The sequence below is a fragment of the Arthrobacter sp. R3-55 genome, assembly GCF_054161505.1.
Window position 1 is genome coordinate 3,675,613 of sequence record NZ_CP096423.1, and the last position, 16,275, is coordinate 3,691,887.

Here is a 16,275-nt window from a genome sequence, read left to right on the forward strand (position 1 = left end):
CGGCGTCAGCCCCAGTGCAACGCCCGGTCAGTCTAGGCCGGGAAGGAGTTCAGGACAATGGGTATGAAGCGCTGCGAAGCTCAGGCATCAAGTTTGGTCAGCGGCGCGTACCTCAGCAGCAGGCGCTTCTCGCCGACGTCGAACTTCACCTTGGCCACTGTTTTGTCTCCTGCGCCCTCGACGCCCAGCACCACGCCGTTGCCGAAGCTCGTGTGGTTGACCTTGTCCCCCACCACCACGGAAATGACTTCTTTCTGCGGCTGCACCCTGTTGCGTGCGACGGCGGCAGGAACGTCGGCGTCGAACCCTGCGGTGGGGCTTGCGGCAGCACCGCGTGAAGTGCCCGCTCCCCAGAACGAACCACCGTAACGGTTGGAGCCGATGGGGGCACTCCCCCAGCCACCTGCGGCCTGGCGGCTCATCCCTTCGCGCTTCCATTCCACCAACTCGGAGGGGATTTCCTCCAGGAACTGGCTGGCGGGGTTGTACTGGCTTTGGCCCCACATGCTTCGGACTTCGGAACGCGTAACGTAGAGGCGCTTGCGGGCGCGGGTCAGGCCCACGTAGGCAAGGCGCCGCTCCTCCGCTAGCTCCTTGGGGTCCGTGGCCGAGCGCTGGTGCGGGAAGATTCCGTGTTCCATGCCGGTCAGGAAGACCACCGGGAATTCCAGGCCTTTGGCTGTATGCAGGGTCATGAGCGTGACTACGCCCATGCGCTTTGCCTCTGCCACAGCGGCGTCGATGTCAGCACCTGGCGCATCCGGAATCTGGTCGGCATCAGCTACCAGGGAGACCTGTTCAAGGAACTCCCCCAGGGAACCTTCCGGGTTGTCGCGTTCGTACTCACGGACCACGGCTACCAGTTCCGCCAGGTTTTCCACCCGGGATTCGTCTTGCGGGTCCGTGCTGGCCCGCAGCCCGGCGAGGTAGCCGGTTTGCTCCAGCACCGCTTCCAAGGCGGCGGCTGCGCCGGAACCTGTAGCAACCTCGGCGAGGTCATCCATCAGTTTCACGAAGCCAAGGACCAGGTTGACCGAGCGGCTGGCCATTCCAGGTGCTTGGTCAGCGCGGCGCGCGGCAGCCATGAACGAGGACCGTTCCCGCTCGGCCAAGGCTGCAACGGCGCCTTCGGCCCGATCACCGATTCCCCGCTTGGGTTCGTTAAGGATGCGGCGCAGGTTGACGTCGTCATCCGGGTTCACCAGGACGCGAAGGTACGCCAAAGCGTCCTTGATTTCCTTGCGCTCATAGAACCGGGTGCCGCCCACAACCTTGTACGGCAAACCGACGCGAACCAGAACGTCTTCGATGGAACGGGACTGGGCGTTGGTGCGGTAGAAGATGGCGACGTCACCGGGACGCAATCCTTCCTCGTCCTGCAGCCGGTCTATCTCCTTGGCGATGAATTGGGCTTCGTCGTGCTCGTTCTCGCCCACGTAGCCGATGATCTTTTCGCCATCGCCCTCCGCCGTCCACAGACGCTTCTCCTGGCGGTTGGGGTTCCGTGAGATCACCGAGTTGGCCGCGCTAAGGATGTTCTGGGTGGAGCGGTAGTTCTGCTCCAGCTTGATGGTGCGGGCGTTGGGGTAGTCGGCCTCGAACTCCACGATGTTGCGGATGTCCGCGCCACGGAAGGCGTAGATGGACTGGTCCGAATCGCCCACCACTGTCAGCTCGCTCGGCTGGACACTGGTGTCCGTTCCCACCCCCACGATTTCCCGGACCAAAGCGTACTGGGCGTGGTTGGTGTCCTGGTATTCGTCCACCAGGACGTGGCGGAAGCGGCGCCTGTAGGACTCCGCGAGCGCCGGGAAGGCCCGGAACATGTAGACGGTCTCGGCAATGAGATCGTCGAAGTCCATTGCGTTCGCTTGGCGGAGGCGCTGGGTGTAGCCCTTGAAAACTTCGGCAACGGCGGTATCGAAGGGGTCGTTATAGTTCGCGGTGGAGGCATACGAATCAGCGTCGATCAGCTCATTCTTGAGTGCTGAGATCTTGTGCTGGATGGCCTTGGGTGCGAACTTCTTGGGATCCAGGTCCAGGTTCTTGGACACCAGGGTGATCAGGCGCAAGGAGTCCGCTGAGTCATAGATGGAGAAGTTCGAGTTCAGCCCCACCGTGGTGGCTTCCCTCCGCAGGATCCGGACGCAGGAGGAGTGGAAGGTGGAGATCCACATGGCCTTGGCCCGCCCGCCGACAAGGGCTTCGATGCGTTCCCGCATTTCAGCTGCAGCCTTGTTGGTGAAGGTGATGGCCAGGATCTCGCCATGGTGGGCGCGCTTGGTGGCGATCAGGTAGGCGATCCTGTTACTGAGGACACGGGTCTTGCCGGACCCCGCACCGGCCACGATCAGCAAGGGAGTGCCCGCGTGCTTGACGGCTTCTTCCTGCTGCGGGTTCAACCCTTGAAGGAGTGCATCTGCAGAGGGAAGTCCCGATCCCCCTGTGTTGCCCCACCCCCCGGACGGCCCTCCGGCAGTGTCCGACGACCCGCCGCTGCTCCCTTGGAGGCGGGCGCCGGCAGCGCCTCCCCCGGGGTGGGAAAGCTCCGGGGCAGCCTTGACTGCGGCTTTGGTGCCTGCTTTGAAGGGTCCGTCTGCGTAGGGGTCAAACAACATATCCATGGTGCCTACCAGTCTAGGCGGTGGCCCTGACACTATAAGGCGCCGGGTGTCCGGCCCCACATGTTGGGGCCAAAAGGGTTCTGCCGCTTCAGCTCCTAGGCAAACTGCGGAACGGAGGTGAGGGCAGCGCTCAACTCACGTACCGCCGTCGGGCCTCCGGCGACGAACCAGTTCAGTCCGTTGACCTTCACGACGGCGGTGTCCCCGCCTGCTGCGCGGACAATCGCCTTGCCGGGCAGCCAGTCCCACTCCGGGCAGCTGTGCTGGAACCAGCAACCGAGTTCACCGTCCGCTACCCGGCCGAGGTCGCAGGAACCGGAGCCGAACATGCGCAGCGAAGCAGCGGTGATCGCCGCAGCGTGCCACGGCATGGCCGTGCGGGGATCGGCCAGCCAGGTGGGGTGGATGTAGGTGGCCGCACTGATTTCACCCACGGCGCGGTCACCCGAGCCGGAGATCGGTTCCCCGTTCAACGTCGCTGGGTGTCCTTCTCCGCCGAGCCACAGCTTGTCCAGTTCAGGCTGGTAGATGGCGCCGAGCAGCACCTCAGGATCGGATACCGGGCTGGTTCCGTGGTCTGAATCGTCGCGTTTGAGGGCAATCGCCGAGCACCAGTACGTGGAGCCGTGCAGGAAGTTGTAGGTGCCGTCCACCGGATCGATCACCCAGGTCCGGCCGCTGGTTCCCGCTACCGAGGCACCCTCTTCGCCGAGGATGCCGTCTTCCGGCCGGCAGCGCCGCAACTGTTCCAGGACGTAAGCCTCGGCTGCGTGATCGGCCGCCGTGACGACGTCGGACACTGAGGTCTTGCGTTCGCCCTGCAGTCCGCCCATGCGCATGAGCAGCGCCAGTTGGCCTGCCTCGCGGACCAAGGCGCTTGCCAGTTGGTAGTCATCGAGTGTGGGATCGAGTTCAGTTGCTGTGTGCCTGCCGGTGGTCATGGTTCCAGCTTATGTGGCGGGATAATGAATGGCATGGCCAAGACACCAGCCCAGCGCATCAAGAAGCACGGAGCAAAGGCAGTGGTTCCCGATCACACGCTGCCGCCCGTGATCAACACCACCACCGGGCGCACACCGCAAAAGGCGCAGAGCAACTCCAAGCTCATTGTGATCGCGGGAGTCGTGGCCAGCTTGTTCCTGTTCTGGTACCTGCACCTGCTCACCCTGAACCAGATGACGCAGCTCTCCGGTGGCCTGGCGATGCCGGATTCCCTGATTGGCGGCTTCTCGCAGGACTACATCAGCCAGCTTCGAGCCGCCATGGACGAGTCCGCACGTGGCCAACTCAACTACGTGCACAAGACCGCGGGCACTCTGTTCCCCCTGATCTTCGGCTTCAGTTGGCTCTTGTTGATCGGCACCAATGTGGCGCGGAAGTCCTGGCGATGGGCCATGTGGGCTGCGCCCCTGCTGTTCGCCGTGGCCCACCTGTGGTCCAATGTGGCCATTGATTCGGTGCTGGCTGCCGAAACGCCCGACGCCGGTTCGGTGGCCTCGGCGTCGTCGCTGACCGTTGCGTCCTGGGTGCTGTTCCTGATCAGTCTCCTGTGCGGAGTACTGGCTGTATTTGTGGGTCGGAAAAGCGCAAAGCCCTCCTGACACGTAGTCCCCGCACCCGTACCCGCCCGACGCACCACTTGTTCGCCGGTACCGCACCCCAACCCGCCCGGCGCACCAGAGCTTACGGGCGCGATCCGCGGCAAAGGGTGCAGCACCCCAAACTCCGCCAGCACAGCACCCGTACCCGCCCGACGCACCACTTGTTCGCCGCCACCGCACCCCTACCCGCCCGGCGCACCACTTGGTCGCCGGCACCGCACCCCTACCCGCCCGACGCACCACTTGTTCGCCAGCACCGCACCCCAACCCGCCCGGCGCACCAGAGCTTACGGGCGCGATCCGCGGCAAAAGGGTGCAGCACCCCAAACTCCGCCAGCACCGCACCCGTACCCGCCCGACGCACCACTTGTTCGCCAGCACCGCACCCGTACCCGCCCGGCGCACCAGAGCTTACGGGCGCGATCCGCGGCAAAGGGTGCAGGACGGACCCGAACCTCAGCGCGAGCCCACCCGCAACCGTGCTGTGTGGGCTTTCCGCTCCGTGTGCACCCGCTGGGCAATCACCAATCCGGCCGCAGCCAGGCCGATAGTCACCGGATACCCCATGAACCGCTCCAAAAGGCCCGGCAGGGGCACGTCCATTCCGGTGATCCCGCCGATGATGAGCGCTCCAATACAAAGCAGGCCGCACACGCCCAGGAACCAACTCATCGGGGTTTGCCGGAACCACAGGATGCCCAGCAGCAGCAGTGCGAATCCTCCGCCGATGAAGAACATCAGGGCACCCGCAAAATGCCACGGCGAGTCGAGGTCTTCGGGCACCAAGCCAACTATGACAGTCCCCGCACCGGCCACTCCGGTAAGGATCCGAATGGCCACCGCCAGGATCCACGGCACGGTCAGCACCCGGGTCCGCACTAAGCCACCGGAAGCAGCCGCAGCAGAATCAGCCGTAACGGACCGCAGCCGGCGGGCAGGAACGCCGGGTTGTGCCGCAACGCAAAGGAGACCTGCGGTCAGGAACAGCGCACCCAGGACCAACGCCAGTCCCTGGACCACGAACGAGGCATTCATCAGCACATGCAACGGCGAGCACACGGCCCGGTCCTCGTACACGCCGCACGATACCGCTCCGAGATCACTGATGTATCCGGTGGCCCGGCTGTAGGGCTCGGGACCGGCCCAGGCTTGGATGACGGCGGCCTCGGCCACGAAGTACTGGACAACGCTCAGCTGCGCCCAGCCACCGATCGTGGCCCGGATGTTACGGAGGTCGGGAAAGAAGGATCCGGCCTGCGCCGGTGCAGTGGAGGGCCCTGTCATGCTCGCCAGCCTAGCGGTGTTCGGGCAGCACCCCGTCAGCTTGTATGCTTGTAGTCGTGTCCGGGCCCTCGAGCTCCAGCAGTGGGATTTTAGAGTCATGGACATACAGGCCCTCGTAGCTCAGTGGATAGAGCACGGCTCTCCTAAAGCCGGTGTCGTTGGTTCGATTCCAATCGAGGGCACTTGAACCACCAGCAGCCCACCCAGGACTTGCAGGCCTACCTGGCCGGCAGCTGGAGCGTGGAGCGGACACTCCTGGACCGTGCCTCCGGCACCAACGGAACCTTTACCGGCGTCGTGCGTTATTCCCAGAATCCCGACGGCGGCCTGGACTACCGCGAAGACGGAACCATGCATTGGCCCACCCATTCAGGGCCGGCTTTCCGTGAGTATGTCCTCAAGACTGGTGCCTCAGCGGATTCGATGGAGGTGTTTTTCCCGGACGGCAGGCCCTTCCACACCATGAGCTTCTCCGAACGAGGCCACCAGGACAAGCACTGGTGCGACCCCGATGATTACCGCGTCAGCTACCTCTATCTAGGCCCGGACTCGTTCAGTTTTACCTGGGATGTGCACGGGCCCGCGAAGGATCTCCTCCTGGAATCCCGCCTGGTCCGGATCGACGCCGGGAGGCAAATATGAAGGAAACCGCGACTGACCTGATCGTGGTCAGCGCTGTGTGTGTTTACAACGCCGAAGGCCAGCTGTTAACTGTCCGGAAGCGCGGCACGGACAAGTTCATGCACCCGGGCGGGAAGCCCGAGCCCGGCGAAACCGCCGCGGAAGCCGCTTCCCGGGAGCTGCACGAAGAAGTGGGCATCGAGGTGAGCCCTGACCAGTTGGAGTTGCTGGGCGTATGGCTCGCCGTGGCTGCCAATGAAGCAGCCACGAACATCGAGGCCACCGTTTTCACCGCTCCTGGAACCTGGGAGGCGCACCCCTCGGCAGAGATCGCCGAGATCCGGTGGCTGGACCTCAACGGTCCCCTGCCCGCAGACCTGGCGCCACTGCTGACGGAGCACGTCATCCCGCTGCTGAAGTAGCTACAGTTCCGGGACTGCTTCCTGCGCCACTGCCGTGGCCTCCGCGAATTGGGTCTGGTAGAGCTCGGCGTAGCGTCCATCCGCGGCCAGCAGCTCGGTGTGCGTGCCGCGCTCCACGATCCGGCCGTCCTCCACCACCAGGATGGCGTCGGCGGCGCGGATAGTGGAGAGCCGGTGGGCAATCACGACGGCGGTGCGCCCCTCGAGCGCCTCGCCAAGGGCCGCTTGGACGGCGGCTTCGTTGGTGGAATCCAGCGCTGCCGTGGCTTCATCAAGAATCACAACCCGAGGCTGCTTAATCAGCAGGCGGGCAATGGTGAGACGTTGGCGTTCACCGCCGGAGAGCCGGTAGCCGCGCTCCCCCACCACGGTTTCCAGGCCGTCAGGCAGGGACCGGATCATGGGCTCCAGGCGGGCCCGCCGGAGCACATCCCACATGTCCGCTTCGGTAGCATCGGGCCGGGCGAGCCGGAGGTTGGAGGCGATGGTTTCATGGAACAGGTGGCCGTCCTGGGTCACCATGCCCATGGTGTCGCGGAGGGAATCGAAGCTGAGATCGCGCACGTCCACGCCAGTTCCGGGTTGCTGGCCGCCAAGCCGCACAGCCCCGGAGTCGACGTCGTACAAGCGCGAGAGCAACTGGGCCACTGTGGACTTGCCTGCACCGGAGGAACCCACCAACGCCACAGTCTGCCCTGGTTCAACCCTGAAGCTCACTGAGTGCAGGACTTCCTCCCCGCCACGGGTATCCAGCGTGGCTACGTCTTCGAGGGAAGCCAGCGACACCTTCTCCGCGGAGGGGTAGGAGAAGCGGACGTCGTCGAATTCCACTGCGACAGGTCCGTGAGGCACGGAAACGGCGTCCGGCTTCTCAGTGATCAGCGGCTTGAGGTCGAGGATTTCAAAGACCCTCTCAAAGCTGACCAAGGCACTCATGATCTCCACACGGGCGTTGGACAGCGCCGTCAGTGGAGCGTAGAGCCGGGTCAGAAGAAGCGCGAGTACCACCACGTCACCGGGCGCCAGTTGCCCGCCGATCGCCAGCCAGCCGCCCAAGCCGTACACCAAAGCCAAAGCCAGAGCTGAGACCAGGGTCAGGGCCGTGACGAACGTGAACTGCAGCATGGCGGTCCGGATGCCAATGTCCCGGACCCGGCCTGCCCGGTCAGCAAACTCACGGGATTCTTCATCCGGGCGGCCGAACAACTTCACCAGTGTGGCGCCCGGGGCGGAGAACCTCTCGGTCATTTGCGTGCCCATGGCAGCGTTGTGCGCGGCAGCTTCGCGGCGGAGGTCCGCCAATTTGGAACCCATGCGCCGGGCCGGAATCAGGAAGATCGGCAGCAACACCATGGCCAGTACGGTCACCAGCCAGGAGGTGTTCAACATGACCACAAGAGTCAGCGCAAGGGCCACCACGTTGCTGACCACACCGGAGAGCGTGCCGGCAAATGCGGACTGCGCTCCGATGACGTCGTTGTTCAGGCGGCTGACCAGGGCGCCGGTCCGGGTCCGGGTGAAGAATGCGATGGGCATGCGCTGGACGTGGTCAAACACCCGGGTCCGGAGGTCCACAATGACGCCCTCGCCGATGATCGAGGACAACCAACGGGTCAACAAGCCCACGCCCGCCTCACCCACGGCGACGATGGCGATCAGGACCGCCAGCCAGATGACCGTGCCCACGCCGGCATTAGCGATGATGGCATCCACCACCTGGCCGGCCAACACGGGAGTGGCCACAGCCAGGAAAGCACCGGCGATGGAGGCGATCACGAAGGCAATGAGTTTGCCCTTGTGCGGGGCAGCGAAAGCCATGACCCGTTTCAGGGTTTCCTTGGAGAACGGCTTCGATCCGCTCTTGGCAGTGGTGATGTTGTACAGCGAGCTCCAGGCCACGCGGTCCATGCTCATGGGTTACTTCTCCTGGCTGGGGGTGTGGTGCAGTTCCTGCACCCGGCCGTTCTCAAGGTGCCAGCGTGAATCAAGCCGCACGTTTTCCAGCAGCCTACGGTCGTGGGTGACCAGCAGCAGGGCGCCCTCGTAACTCTCCAGCGCCTCTTCAAGTTGCTCGATCGCCGGAAGGTCCAAGTGGTTGGTGGGCTCGTCCAGCACCAGCAGGTTCACGCCGCGGGCCTGCAGGAGCGCCAGTGCGGCACGTGTCCGTTCCCCCGGGGACAACGAGTCCACCGTGCGCGAGGTATGGTCGGCCTTCAGCCCGAACTTCGCCAGAAGCGTCCGGACATCGGCGCTGTTCCAGTCCACCAGCACCGCTTCGACGGCGTCGCCAAGCGGCTGCCCGCCGTCGAGCAGTCCACGTGCCTGGTCAATTTCGCCGATGGCGACTGAGGCACCCATGGAGGCATCGCCGTCGTCCGGTGTTTGGGTTCCGAGCAGCAGCCGCAGCAGTGTCGACTTTCCGGCGCCGTTGGGTCCGGTGATGCCGATGCGTTCGCCGCCGTTGAGCTGGAGGTTCACCGGTCCCAGCGTGAAGTCGCCTTGACGCGCGACGACGTCACGCAAGGTGGCGACGACGGCGCTTGAGCGGGGTGCCTGGCCGATGCTGAATTGCAGTTGCCATTCCTTGCGCGGTTCCTCCACCTCTGTGAGGCGGGCGATCCGGGACTCCATCTGGCGGACCTTCTGGGCCTGTTTCTCCGACGACTCGCTGCTCGCAGCCCGGCGGATTTTGTCATTGTCCGGGTTTTTCTTCATGGCGTTCCGGACGCCCTGGGAGCTCCACTCCCGCTGGGTGCGTGCGCGCGAGATGAGGTCCGCCTTGGTGTTGGCGAACTCGTCGTACCGTTCACGGGCGTGGCGTTTGGCGACGGCACGCTCTTCGAGGAATGCCTCGTAGCCGCCGTCGTACACCGCCACCGAGTTTTGGGCCAGGTCCAGTTCCACCACGGTAGTGACGCAGCGGGCCAGGAATTCGCGGTCGTGGGATACCAGCACCACGCCGCCGCGAAGGCCTTGGACGAAAGCTTCCAGCCGGGCCAGGCCGTCAAGGTCAAGATCGTTGGTGGGTTCATCGAGGAGCACCACGTCGAAGCGGCTGAGCAGCAGGGCTGCCAAGGCAACACGTGCTGCCTGCCCGCCGGAGAGCCCGGTCATGAGGGCGTCGGCGCCCAGTTCCAAGCCGAGATCGGACAGCACAGCCGGAATGCGGTCCTCAAGGTCCGCGGCACCGGAGGCCATCCAACGGTCGAAGGCCAGCGAGTAGGCGTCATCGGCTCCGGGAGCCCCGGAGCCGAGGGCTTCGGCGGTGGCTTCCATGTCCACTGTGGCCTGGGCGCAGCCTGTCCGGCGCGCAATGTAGGCCGCAATGCTCTCGCCGGCAGTCCGCTCATGTTCCTGGGGAAGAAAGCCCACAAAAGCGTCAGACGGCGCAAGGCTGACGCTGCCGTCCTGGGACTGGTCCACTCCGGCAAGAATGCGGAGCAGCGTGGATTTCCCGGCACCGTTCGCGCCGACGACGCCCACAACATCGCCCGGCGCCACAGTCAGGGAAAGGTTGGAAAAAAGCGTGCGATGGCCGTGGCCACCGGCAAGATCCTTGGCCACCAAGGTTGCTGTCATGTGTCTATCCTCCAGCAGGGACAACGCAGGAATTCAGGCCGCGATTCCCGCAGGCATGGAAAAACCCGTTGGTCCGGACTTGGGGGGTGTACGGACCAACGGGTTCAAGCATCAAGCATAATTCAATGTGGCGTCAGCGTAAAATCGTTTCGTACTCCCACTTACGGCTTCCTCCTGTCCTGCCCCGCGACCCGTCCCGGAAAGTTCCCCATGCCCTTACCGTCCAAGGCGTTCCAGCGCTGGCTTCACGGCGTCGCGCCCGATGCCAGCACAGCTGATGTCTGCCGGATTGCCGGCATCAAACGGACAACGCTGGCCCAGCAACTGGTCCGCGGCAAGGTTGCTGAATCAACGCTGGTGAGCATCAGCCGTGGATTCCACGTCGATCCAGTGCAGGCCCTGTCCACCTTCGACCTTTACGCCGACCTCAGGGGTGCCCCCGTAGCGCCCACGCCCTGTGAGCTGGTCAGCCAGGTGGCCACCATCGATCTGCTCCGGGCAGTGGTGGAACGCAGCGAGCCGGGTTCGGCCCCCGCCGCCCCGCTTTCCGAACCGCCGCACCCCACCTCTGTGCGGAACTGGGTGGACGCAATCGACGACGGCGAGTTGCGGCACCGGGTCAGCGAAGCCACCGGGATCGCGCCGCAGAACTTCTCAGCGCATCTGACGGCCAACAGGCTTCCTCCTGAACTGGCCATCGCCACCTCCCGGGCTGCCGGCGTCGGGCCCGCAGGAGGACTGGTGGCCGGAGGCCTGATCACTGAGGCAGAAGCCGGGTGGGCACCGAATGCCCGCCGGGAAGCGCTGGACCGAATGAGCCAAAGCGCGCTGGTCACCCTGGCCGGCGAGCGGCTCCTGGCCATGGGAAAGACCCTCAAACGCCAGGAACAAGACCACGAACGTACAGAACGAATTTGGGAGAACCTCGGATGACGGCCGTCCTGCCCTGGATAACGCTGGTTGTCTGCCTGGCCATCACTGTGGCGCGGATACCCAGTGCACTGCGCGGGGAGAACAGGGTGGTCTTCTATATTTTCGCCCTGATCTCCTTGAGCATCTTCATCAGCATTGAAGCGCCATACCTGGTCCTTGACGGCTGGCTTGGCGGGATGAACGTAGGCAACCTGGTCCTGCGCTTCCTGCTGTATGCGACGTTCTTCCTCATGGGCATCAAGATCGCCACCGCTTTCGGATCGCCGGCCGCAGTCCGTGCCATCAGGGGTCCGGTTGGCCTCACGGTCGCGGCAATCGTGGCCGTCCTGACCGTCTACTTCTTCGTTGTCACGGACACCCAGGGTTCTTCGGCCGGCATGAGCGGTTTGACGTGGGGCCCCTCCCTGGAGGCCTATGCCTTCATGGGCCGCTTCTACCCCGGTTTCGTCGCTGCCTGTCTGGTCCCCGCAATTTGGCGGACCGTGGTCAGCGCCGCCCCGGTGTTGCTCCGGGTGGCTTCGGCCCTGCTGCTCCTGGGACTTTGCCTGCTCCTGCTCTCCCAACTGTTCCCGTTGATCCCCTTCTCGGAGGCCTGGCTTCGGGTCCTGATCAACTACTCCGCAGCCATGGCCACGGCCCTTGGGCTGGCCGGGATCTGGTTCTCCAAGGCGTATTCGCGAAGAAAACGACGTCTCGCAGCGTAAGACTTTCACAAAAGCATTAGATCGTGGCACAATCATGAATGTGTGAACGCGGTTGCAGCCTGACACCGGAATCAGAGAACGGGTTTCCGGTGGATGTGGCGCCCATGGGATCACAATTGGGGGGATGAGTGGTGGCGGGCTGTTGGGGACCGCCCCCACTCAGCCTTTTTAACCCCCTGTTGCGGCCCACCGGAAGCCCACACCCAGCAAGGCTCCTTACGGTGGCTAAGATGGCTCCATGAACAGCCTTCGCACCCGCCGCTCCATCATCGCCGCCACTTTGGCCTCGGCCGCCCTCGTGCTCACAGCGTGCGGTGGAGGTTCAACTCCCGCGCAGTCAGGCGGAGATACATCCCTTTCGGACGTCAAGTCCAAGGGTGAGCTGGTCATCGCCACCGAAGGCACGTACCGCCCCTTCAGCTTCCATGCAGAAGGCGCCGGCGACCTCACCGGCTTCGACGTCGAAGTGGCCCAGGCAGTAGCCGGAAAGCTCGGCGTCAAGGCTGCCTTCCAGGAGACACAGTTCGATGGCATCTTCGCCGGCTTGGACTCCAAGCGCTTCGACACCATTGCCAACCAGATTTCCATCAACGACGAACGCAAGGCGAAGTACGAGTTCTCCACTCCGTACACCGTCTCCACGGGAGTAGTGGTGACCAAGTCGGACAACTCCAGCATCAACAGCTTCGCGGACCTCAAGGGCAAAACGACGGCCCAGTCACTGACCAGCAACTTCTACAAGATGGCTGTGGAAGCCGGCGCCAACGTCCAGGCCGTGGAAGGCTGGGCGCAGTCCGCTACGTTGGTCCAGCAGGGCCGCGTGGACGCGACCGTCAATGACAAACTCACGTACCTGGATTACGCCAAGAACACCCCGGATTCCGGTCTGAAGGTCGCTGCGGAGGCACCGGATAAGACCGAAAGCGCGTTCGTCTTCCGTAAGGGTTCAACCGAGCTCACCGCTGCCGTGGACAAGGCGCTGGCCGACCTCCAGGCAGATGGAACCCTGGCCAAGATCTCCGAAAAGTACTTCGGCGCGGACGTCACCAAATAGATGAACTGGGACCTCATCTGGAGTTCCTTCGGCCCACTGATCACCGGGGCCGTCACGGGGACCATTCCCCTGACCCTCGCCTCATTCGCCTTCGGCCTGGTGCTCGCCTTGGTGGTGGCACTGATGAGGCTGAGCCCCAACTGGCTGCTCTCGGGAATCGGCCGTTTCTACGTCTCCGTCATCCGTGGCACTCCCCTGCTGGTCCAGCTGTTCGTGATTTTCTTCGGCCTCCCCAGCATCGGCGTCAGGCTTGATCCCTGGCCCAGCGCGATCATCGCGTTCTCGCTGAACGTGGGCGGTTACGCGGCGGAGATCATCCGCGCAGCCATCCTGTCCGTGCCCAAGGGGCAGTGGGAAGCCGGTCACACCATCGGCATGTCCCGGCCGCAGACCCTCGTGCGCATCATCCTCCCCCAGGCAGCCCGGGTATCCGTTCCCCCGTTGTCCAACACCTTCATATCGCTGGTGAAGGACACCTCGCTGGCATCCCTGATCCTGGTGACCGAACTGTTCCGCAATGCCCAGCAGATCGCTGCTTTCAGCCAGGAGTTCATGGCCCTGTACCTGCAGGCCGCCTTGGTGTACTGGGTCATCTGCCTGGTCCTTTCCACCGCGCAGTCCGCCGTGGAAAGGAGATTGGACCGCTATGTCGCCCACTAACGAATCTTCCGCCACGGTGCTCAAAGCCCGGAACCTCGCCAAGGCGTTCGGCAGCAACGTGGTGCTGCGTGACATCGACATCGATATCCGCCGCGGCCAGGTGGTTGCCCTGATCGGTCCCTCAGGCTCGGGAAAGACCACCGTCCTGCGTTCGTTGAATGGCCTTGAAATTCCCGACGCCGGTACCGTCACCTTCGGGGACGGCGACGTCGTCGGGGGCCTTTCCATCGATTTCAACGGAAAGGTGGGCAAGAAGGAGATCGCCCAGTTGCGTGACCGCAGCGCCATGGTCTTCCAGCACTACAACCTGTTCCCGCACATGACGGTCCTGAAGAACATCACCGAGGGCCCCATCCAGGTCCAGAAGAGGCCTCGGGCTGAAGCCATCGCGGAGGCGGAGCGGCTTTTGGAACGGGTTGGGCTGGCGGATAAGCGCGATGCCTACCCCTTTGAACTTTCCGGCGGCCAGCAGCAACGCGTAGGCATCGTCCGGGCCCTGGCACTGAAGCCCCAGCTGCTGCTGTTCGATGAGCCTACCTCTGCCCTGGATCCGGAGCTGGTGGGTGAAGTCCTGGGAGTCATCAAGGAACTGGCTGAGGAGGGCTGGACCATGGTGATCGTGACCCATGAGCTCGCCTTCGCCCAGCATGTAGCGGACGAGGTCATTTTCATGGACGGCGGTGTTGTGGTGGAACGCGGCCCTGCCGCCGAAGTCCTGCGGGCACCCACGCAGGAACGGACCAAGCTTTTTGTGAAACGGCTTCAGCACGACGTCTAGGAGATTTACGGGAAATGGGGGAACAGACTTTGGATCCAGCAGCCGAAACCGGCCGCAGTAAGTCCAGGCGTACCATCATCATTGCCGCGGTGGTTGCCGCGGTGGTTCTGGCAGGAGGGCTGGGTACGTGGTTTGCCCTCTCCCGCCCGGCCGGCGTGCAGCGCGCAGATGTAGTCCGCATGGACAAAGAGCGGGCAATACTGGACAACTCGATGAATCTCTACGATCCATTGTTCAACCAGTTTTCGCTCCGCTATTCGAGCGTGATGACCGAGAAGGCCGGGCAGCAGGAGAAGGACCAGGTCCTCAACCGCGATGGCGAGCGCCTTAAACGGGAAACCCGGACCAACCTGGACCGGCTGGATCGGATGGGATCATCGCCGGCCGTACAGGAACAGGAAATCGGCGAGGCCTACAACCGCTTCAAGGAGCAGTACAGTGCCGTGATCGCCTACAACGACCAATTGGTTGTGAACACCTCAAACATCAATGAATCCATTGGCGGTCCCTGCGCGCCTCTGCATTCAACTTTGAACGTTGGCGCGGAGTCGTATTCCGAGGATTACGTCAAGGGTGCCGACGCCTGCCTGGCAGCAATTGGGACGGCCAAGGACGGCACGGATGCCGAAACAACCGAACTCCTGACCGCCGTTGAGGGTGTCATCCGCGGACAGCGGGACAAACAGCAGGAAGTCCTGGACGCCAAGGACGATCTTGAGCGACTTGCAAAGCGGACTCTGGCCGGAGTGGCCATGCTGGACATCAATGATGCCCTGTCAGCTGCACAGACCAAGTATGAGGGCGCCGCCAAGGAGAAATACAACCAGTTGGTGACCAATGCCAATGACTCCAACAAAGCGCTGGAAAGTGCCCTCAAAAAACGAACGGACCAGTTTGATGCTGCGGCCAAGGACGGGGAATAAGCCATGACACATGAACCTGTCCCCACGCAGCAGCCTGCTCCCGGGGCCATGCCCGGGCAGCAACCCGCTCCTAAAAAGCGCAAGCTTGCACTGGTCCTGATTTCCAGTGCAGTTGTCCTGGTGATCATTGCCGTGGCGGCTGTGGTGGCTGTGACGCAGTTCTCCGGGCAGCAACGCAAGGAAAACCTGCAGACCCTGAAAGAAGGCCACCTCACAGCGCTGGTGGACACGCGGGGCAAGCTCCAACCCGCGGCCAACGCCTACCTCGCCGCTTACAAGAAAGCCCGGAACGCCCCTGCCTCCCAGGAGGAGGCGGAGAAGAATTCCGCAAAAGAGCGCGATGAGTTCCAGCAGGCAGCCAAGGACGCACGCGCGGCACTGGCGACGGTAAAGGCCGCCCACACATCCGGTGACGACGGGATCGGAATCGCCGTGGCGCAACTCGAAGAGTCCTACCAGGGCTTCGTTGACCACATGGAGGGACTGGTGGAGTCATACCCTCAGTTTGAAGGTCTCTTCAGGGAGGACGGAGCCGGCTGCAACGGCTTGTTTGTTGGCTCCAAAGCCGCCACCCTCCGGGAACGCCAAACCCTGCTAGGACAGGCCGCGGCTCCCTGCCGGGAAGCGGTGGGCCAGCTCAAGCAATCCAAGAACGTGGCCTACGTCGAGTTCGCCCGCACGTTGGACAACCGGATCGCCCAGCTTGAATCAAACGCCGAGATCACGGCAAAGTCCGAAGAGAACTACAACGAGTTCGTGAAGATCAAGGATCAGATGACCCGGAAGGTCGACGAAGCCACTGCGCGCAATGCTTCCGAAGAGGAATTCCTTAAGATTGCCGACGAGCTCAAGGTCCTCAACACCCGTATCAGGAACAACAGGTCAGAGTTCGACTTCGCTGCCAAGCGCTACCTGTCGGGGGTCAGGGACATGCCCGATCTCGTGGAGGAAGTGTTCTCCAAAAAAATCGCAGCCGAAATCAAGAGCTACGATTCGGTGATCCCCCTGCGGGTCCAGATTCTCAAAGATGCAGTAGACGTCGAGCTGGTCGAATAACCACCCCGGTACCACTGCAAACGCCGACGCCGTTGG

15 protein-coding genes and 1 tRNA gene are annotated in these 16,275 nt (G+C 63.4%); 11 read left to right on the forward strand and 5 right to left on the reverse strand.

Features of this window, described 5'->3' with window-relative positions:
- Positions 1-80 precede the first annotated feature (80 nt).
- A complete protein-coding gene (gene pcrA / locus M1D51_RS16790) occupies positions 81-2,624 on the reverse strand; it encodes a DNA helicase PcrA (protein ID WP_458107302.1) in 2,544 nt (847 codons plus the stop codon).
- A 95-nt stretch (positions 2,625-2,719) separates the two neighbouring features.
- A complete protein-coding gene (locus tag M1D51_RS16795; RefSeq protein WP_172324634.1) occupies positions 2,720-3,565 on the reverse strand; it encodes an inositol monophosphatase family protein in 846 nt (281 codons plus the stop codon).
- A gap of 33 nt (positions 3,566-3,598) precedes the next feature.
- Between M1D51_RS16795 and M1D51_RS16800 the strand changes: the two genes are divergently transcribed.
- Entirely contained in the window at positions 3,599-4,225 is a 627-nt protein-coding gene (locus M1D51_RS16800; RefSeq protein WP_458107303.1) for a hypothetical protein, read from the forward strand.
- 456 nt (positions 4,226-4,681) lie between these two features.
- Here the strand turns inward: M1D51_RS16800 and M1D51_RS16805 are convergent, their stop codons facing one another.
- Positions 4,682-5,509 (reverse strand): hypothetical protein, encoded by an 828-nt coding sequence (locus M1D51_RS16805; protein WP_458107304.1) that lies wholly within the window; start codon positions 5,507-5,509, stop codon positions 4,682-4,684.
- A 109-nt stretch (positions 5,510-5,618) separates the two neighbouring features.
- Between M1D51_RS16805 and M1D51_RS16810 the strand changes: the two genes are divergently transcribed.
- The 3 genes from M1D51_RS16810 to M1D51_RS16820 all read left to right on the forward strand — a co-directional run bounded on the left by M1D51_RS16810 (position 5,619) and on the right by M1D51_RS16820 (position 6,552).
- Positions 5,619-5,691, forward strand: a tRNA-Arg gene (locus M1D51_RS16810).
- Between the two features lies 1 nt (position 5,692).
- Entirely contained in the window at positions 5,693-6,151 is a 459-nt protein-coding gene (locus tag M1D51_RS16815; RefSeq protein ID WP_458107305.1) for a DUF6314 family protein, read from the forward strand.
- Positions 6,148-6,552 (forward strand): NUDIX hydrolase, encoded by a 405-nt coding sequence (locus M1D51_RS16820; RefSeq protein ID WP_172324630.1) that lies wholly within the window; start codon positions 6,148-6,150, stop codon positions 6,550-6,552. The genes M1D51_RS16815 and M1D51_RS16820 overlap by 4 nt, the downstream gene beginning before the upstream one ends.
- Here M1D51_RS16820 and M1D51_RS16825 read toward each other — a convergent pair whose 3' ends face one another.
- Together M1D51_RS16825 and M1D51_RS16830 are read right to left on the reverse strand one after the other, a co-directional pair.
- Positions 6,553-8,466, reverse strand: a complete 1,914-nt coding sequence (locus M1D51_RS16825) for an ABC transporter ATP-binding protein (RefSeq protein ID WP_458107306.1) — start codon at positions 8,464-8,466, stop codon at positions 6,553-6,555.
- A 3-nt stretch (positions 8,467-8,469) separates the two neighbouring features.
- Complete coding sequence (locus M1D51_RS16830; RefSeq protein WP_458107307.1) at positions 8,470-10,131, reverse strand: ABC-F family ATP-binding cassette domain-containing protein; 1,662 nt, start codon at positions 10,129-10,131, stop codon at positions 8,470-8,472.
- Positions 10,132-10,341: 210 nt separating this feature from the next.
- Here M1D51_RS16830 and M1D51_RS16835 point away from each other — a divergent pair, with 210 nt between their 5' ends.
- The 7 genes from M1D51_RS16835 to M1D51_RS16865 all read left to right on the forward strand — a co-directional run bounded on the left by M1D51_RS16835 (position 10,342) and on the right by M1D51_RS16865 (position 16,239).
- Positions 10,342-11,064: a hypothetical protein gene (locus M1D51_RS16835; protein WP_458107308.1), complete on the forward strand. Its 723-nt coding sequence runs from the start codon at positions 10,342-10,344 to the stop codon at positions 11,062-11,064.
- Complete coding sequence (locus M1D51_RS16840) at positions 11,061-11,768, forward strand: hypothetical protein (protein WP_458107309.1); 708 nt, start codon at positions 11,061-11,063, stop codon at positions 11,766-11,768. Before M1D51_RS16835 ends, M1D51_RS16840 begins: the two co-directional genes overlap by 4 nt.
- Positions 11,769-12,006: 238 nt before the next feature.
- Positions 12,007-12,822, forward strand: coding sequence for an amino acid ABC transporter substrate-binding protein (locus M1D51_RS16845; RefSeq protein ID WP_458107310.1), 816 nt, complete (start codon positions 12,007-12,009; stop codon positions 12,820-12,822).
- The gene (locus M1D51_RS16850; protein ID WP_026548287.1) at positions 12,823-13,482 is read left to right on the forward strand and encodes an amino acid ABC transporter permease; all 660 of its coding nucleotides are present in this window, start codon (positions 12,823-12,825) and stop codon (positions 13,480-13,482) included. It begins immediately after the preceding gene.
- Complete coding sequence (locus tag M1D51_RS16855) at positions 13,469-14,260, forward strand: amino acid ABC transporter ATP-binding protein (protein WP_216659789.1); 792 nt, start codon at positions 13,469-13,471, stop codon at positions 14,258-14,260. The genes M1D51_RS16850 and M1D51_RS16855 overlap by 14 nt, the downstream gene beginning before the upstream one ends.
- A gap of 14 nt (positions 14,261-14,274) precedes the next feature.
- Complete coding sequence (locus M1D51_RS16860; protein WP_458107311.1) at positions 14,275-15,183, forward strand: hypothetical protein; 909 nt, start codon at positions 14,275-14,277, stop codon at positions 15,181-15,183.
- Positions 15,184-15,186: 3 nt separating this feature from the next.
- Entirely contained in the window at positions 15,187-16,239 is a 1,053-nt protein-coding gene (locus tag M1D51_RS16865; protein WP_458107312.1) for a hypothetical protein, read from the forward strand.
- Positions 16,240-16,275 lie beyond the last annotated feature (36 nt).

What these genes read in the sequence shown, in the direction of transcription:
- M1D51_RS16805 (WP_458107304.1), bottom strand. Translation starts at nt 5,509, where the DNA reads ATGACAGGGCCCTCCACTGCACCGGCGCAGGCCGGATCCTTCTTTCCC.
- M1D51_RS16835 (WP_458107308.1), top strand. Translation starts at nt 10,342, where the DNA reads ATGCCCTTACCGTCCAAGGCGTTCCAGCGCTGGCTTCACGGCGTCGCG.
- pcrA (WP_458107302.1), bottom strand. Translation starts at nt 2,624, where the DNA reads ATGGATATGTTGTTTGACCCCTACGCAGACGGACCCTTCAAAGCAGGC.
- M1D51_RS16825 (WP_458107306.1), bottom strand. Translation starts at nt 8,466, where the DNA reads ATGAGCATGGACCGCGTGGCCTGGAGCTCGCTGTACAACATCACCACT.
- M1D51_RS16840 (WP_458107309.1), top strand. Translation starts at nt 11,061, where the DNA reads ATGACGGCCGTCCTGCCCTGGATAACGCTGGTTGTCTGCCTGGCCATC.
- M1D51_RS16830 (WP_458107307.1), bottom strand. Translation starts at nt 10,131, where the DNA reads ATGACAGCAACCTTGGTGGCCAAGGATCTTGCCGGTGGCCACGGCCAT.
- M1D51_RS16860 (WP_458107311.1), top strand. Translation starts at nt 14,275, where the DNA reads ATGGGGGAACAGACTTTGGATCCAGCAGCCGAAACCGGCCGCAGTAAG.
- M1D51_RS16800 (WP_458107303.1), top strand. Translation starts at nt 3,599, where the DNA reads ATGGCCAAGACACCAGCCCAGCGCATCAAGAAGCACGGAGCAAAGGCA.
- M1D51_RS16850 (WP_026548287.1), top strand. Translation starts at nt 12,823, where the DNA reads ATGAACTGGGACCTCATCTGGAGTTCCTTCGGCCCACTGATCACCGGG.
- M1D51_RS16855 (WP_216659789.1), top strand. Translation starts at nt 13,469, where the DNA reads ATGTCGCCCACTAACGAATCTTCCGCCACGGTGCTCAAAGCCCGGAAC.
- M1D51_RS16845 (WP_458107310.1), top strand. Translation starts at nt 12,007, where the DNA reads ATGAACAGCCTTCGCACCCGCCGCTCCATCATCGCCGCCACTTTGGCC.
- M1D51_RS16795 (WP_172324634.1), bottom strand. Translation starts at nt 3,565, where the DNA reads ATGACCACCGGCAGGCACACAGCAACTGAACTCGATCCCACACTCGAT.
- M1D51_RS16820 (WP_172324630.1), top strand. Translation starts at nt 6,148, where the DNA reads ATGAAGGAAACCGCGACTGACCTGATCGTGGTCAGCGCTGTGTGTGTT.
- M1D51_RS16865 (WP_458107312.1), top strand. Translation starts at nt 15,187, where the DNA reads ATGACACATGAACCTGTCCCCACGCAGCAGCCTGCTCCCGGGGCCATG.